The 2992-nt window shown below is 37.7% G+C and carries 4 protein-coding genes; all 4 read left to right on the top strand.

What is annotated here, in order from left to right; genetic code table 11:
* Positions 1-169: 169 nt before the first annotated feature.
* A complete protein-coding gene (locus tag AFK68_RS03920) occupies positions 170-1195 on the top strand; it encodes an RNA-guided endonuclease TnpB family protein (RefSeq protein ID WP_246843981.1) in 1026 nt (341 codons plus the stop codon).
* The gene (locus tag AFK68_RS40945; RefSeq protein ID WP_246843980.1) at positions 1192-1557 is read left to right on the top strand and encodes a hypothetical protein; all 366 of its coding nucleotides are present in this window, start codon (positions 1192-1194) and stop codon (positions 1555-1557) included. Before AFK68_RS03920 ends, AFK68_RS40945 begins: the two co-directional genes overlap by 4 nt.
* A 499-nt stretch (positions 1558-2056) precedes the next feature.
* The coding region (locus AFK68_RS38035) for a carboxymuconolactone decarboxylase family protein (protein ID WP_210407212.1) at positions 2057-2410 on the top strand (354 nt) is incomplete at its 5' end.
* 301 nt (positions 2411-2711) lie between these two features.
* Positions 2712-2992, top strand: a 281-nt coding sequence (locus AFK68_RS03900; protein WP_168186313.1) for an EthD domain-containing protein, incomplete at its 3' end; no start/stop codon positions are given.

The following is a 2992-nucleotide window of genomic DNA, read 5'->3' as shown; positions in this document are numbered from 1 at the left end:
GTGTAGTATTATAGATATAAATTACCGAATGAAACCTAAAAATAGGAAGTGAGAGTTAGCCATTGATTAAAATCAATTGTCATCAAACGACACGGGTTTTAACCCGTCATTATTCTTAATAAAAAAAAGCTGATTTTTGGCTAATCTAAAACTAAGGAGGTGATGCAAATTGTATGGATGTCAGCAAAATTTAATTAAAGAATCTCCAGATGTAATAGCAATTCTTGAATATATCTGCTCTGAAGCCAATAAATTGACAAATTGTGGGATTTATTATTGCCGTCAAATGCTGTTCAAAGCCGGAGTTTTTCTGACTAAAGCGGCACTTGATCGGCAACTCAAAAGTAATATCCACTTCAAAGCAATGCGGTCAGCTTGCGCTCAACAGACATTACATAGTGTGATTGAGTCGTTTAATTCTTATGGAAAATTATTGCAGCTGTACAAGGAGGAAAAATTACATTTTCGCCCTAAGCCACCCAGTTATAGAAAAAAGGGCGGAATGGCAGTTGTAAGTTATCCTGCTCGATGGGTTAAATTGATTGGAAATGAGTTGAAATTCTCTCTAGGAAATCAGCTTAAAGCATGGTTCGGAATTGACCATTTTCTCTTACCTATGCCCTCAAATCTAGACTTTAGGTCAATTAAAGAATATCGCATTTTTCTTCGAAATGGATGTTTTTATATTGAGTTTGTCTACAAACAGCCCGAAATAGAACCTGTTAAAGCTAACAGTAATGTTCTTGGTATAGACCCCGGATTAAATAATTGGATAACTGGAGTATCCAACACAGGAAAATCCTTCATAATTGATGGAAAAAAGGTCAAATATCAGAACCAGTGGTATAACAAAAAAGTCGCCAAGATTAAGATGGAAAAACCTCAAGGATACTGGGATGAAGAACTTGCAAAGATAACCGAAAAACGCAACCGTCAAATGAGAGACAACATTAATAAAGCCACAAGATTTATTATTAATTGGTGTCTTGCTAATAACATTGCAAATATTGTTTTTGGTTGGAATCCATTCAACAAAGAAGGGATTAATATTGGCCACAAGAATAATCAGGAATTTGTGCAAATTCCTACAGCTAAATTGAAAGAAAGAGTTTCTCAATTATGTCAACAATATGGGATTAACTTTATCGAGACAGAAGAGAGCTATACCAGTCAAGCTAGTTTTCGTATCGGATGATTTTCTACCAAAATATGGTGAAAAACCCGTTCGCGAAGCGTCTCCGTAAGGAGATGCGGTGGAAAGCATCAGGAAAGCGGGTTAAAAGAGGTTTATATTGCTCTTCTAATGGCAGTTTAATTAATGCTGACTGTAATGGTTCAGCTAATATAATCAGAAAGGTAAGCGCACAGTTGAATTTCGATTTAACCAAGGCGTGTAGGGCAGTTTTGACTCTGCCAAAACGATATTTTGGGGATTCTCTTTCAAAACAATATCGAAAAGATTGCGAAGCAGCACGGTTTCAACCTGCTGCTTCGCATCCTTTGAGAATCCCCGTCTTTTTAAAGCGGGGAGAAGTCAATAACCAAAATGTAACTTAAAGTGGTAGTCTAGTTCATAGAAAAAAATGTCTGGCATAAATGGCTAAGTAAATCCCATTCTTATGTAAAAAGCCGAGCCAATAAGTCATAAGTCCAGACAATTATATAGGGTCAAAAATAAATTGGCCGTCATCTGCCCACTCACAAGCAGATCGATTCCTAATAGATAAAATGTTAAACTGTTTGAGAAAGTGATTATGCTAGACAATGCTGGTGCGATCGCAGTCCTTAAACACAGAAATAAAGACTACAGCAAGTTAGAAAAATTAAGCAGATAACTATGGCATACAAAAACGCAGTATTAGATGACAAAGCACTGCAAGAAGGCTTAAATAGTATCAACCCCAAATTTGGGGACTTTTGTACTCGTGTAGCAGGTGAAGCATGGGGTCTACCAATAATAGACCAAAAAACCAAAGCTCTAATCACAGTAGCAATAGATGTAGTTAATCAAGATCATGTAGGTCCGGGAAACCCATTTGGCGCTCACGTTAAGATNAACGCAGTATTAGATGACAAAGCACTGCAAGAAGGCTTAAATAGTATCAACCCCAAATTTGGGGACTTTTGTACTCGTGTAGCAGGTGAAGCATGGGGTCTACCAATAATAGACCAAAAAACCAAAGCTCTAATCACAGTAGCAATAGATGTAGTTAATCAAGATCATGTAGGTCCGGGAAACCCATTTGGCGCTCACGTTAAGATGGCAATGTCTCAAGGGGCAACTTTGGAAGAAATAGAGGAACTGCTAGTATTCACCTGTGTTTATGCAGGATTTAATAAAGCAGCAGGTTGCTTTGGTGCCCTGGGAGAATTAAAAGAGGAATTAAACGAATTATTCCCACCGAAATAATTAAGATTTGCTGAAAAAAAANAACTGCTAGTATTCACCTGTGTTTATGCAGGATTTAATAAAGCAGCAGGTTGCTTTGGTGCCCTGGGAGAATTAAAAGAGGAATTAAACGAATTATTCCCACCGAAATAATTAAGATTTGCTGAAAAAAAAGTGTTTGGGTAGGGTGCGAAGTCTTGGAGGTGTGAGAAGTTTGAGGAGATAAAATCTTGTTTGCTCAAAAAGCTTCAAAAATCTTTGGGTAACTTCAGCAGAAGTATAGATAAACTCGTAATATTCTGAAAAGCAAAGGCAGCAAACTATGCTATCAACTCTGATCAAGAAAGGAGAAGTTGCCGACTATTCTAGTCGTGACCAGGAAGCACAAGTAGCTTTCTATGTTCTCCTTTGGAAAAGAAAAGGAATAACCCTCGAACTATTTGACGACTATTGGAGAGATGTTCACGGACCAGTTTGTGCCCGTCTACCAGGTCAGTACCAATATTGGCAATTTCATGTTGCCCATAATGATGGGGGAATATGGCCTAGTATCGGAAACTTAGTGGATGCTTCTACTCCAGAAGAAAACTTTGATGGCATTGC

It is taken from the genome of Hydrocoleum sp. CS-953, from assembly GCF_002260545.1.
Classification (GTDB): Bacteria; Cyanobacteriota; Cyanobacteriia; order Cyanobacteriales; family Microcoleaceae; genus Trichodesmium.
The sequence above is the reverse complement of the archived record's forward strand: the minus strand, read 5'-3'. Positions and strand labels throughout refer to the sequence as shown.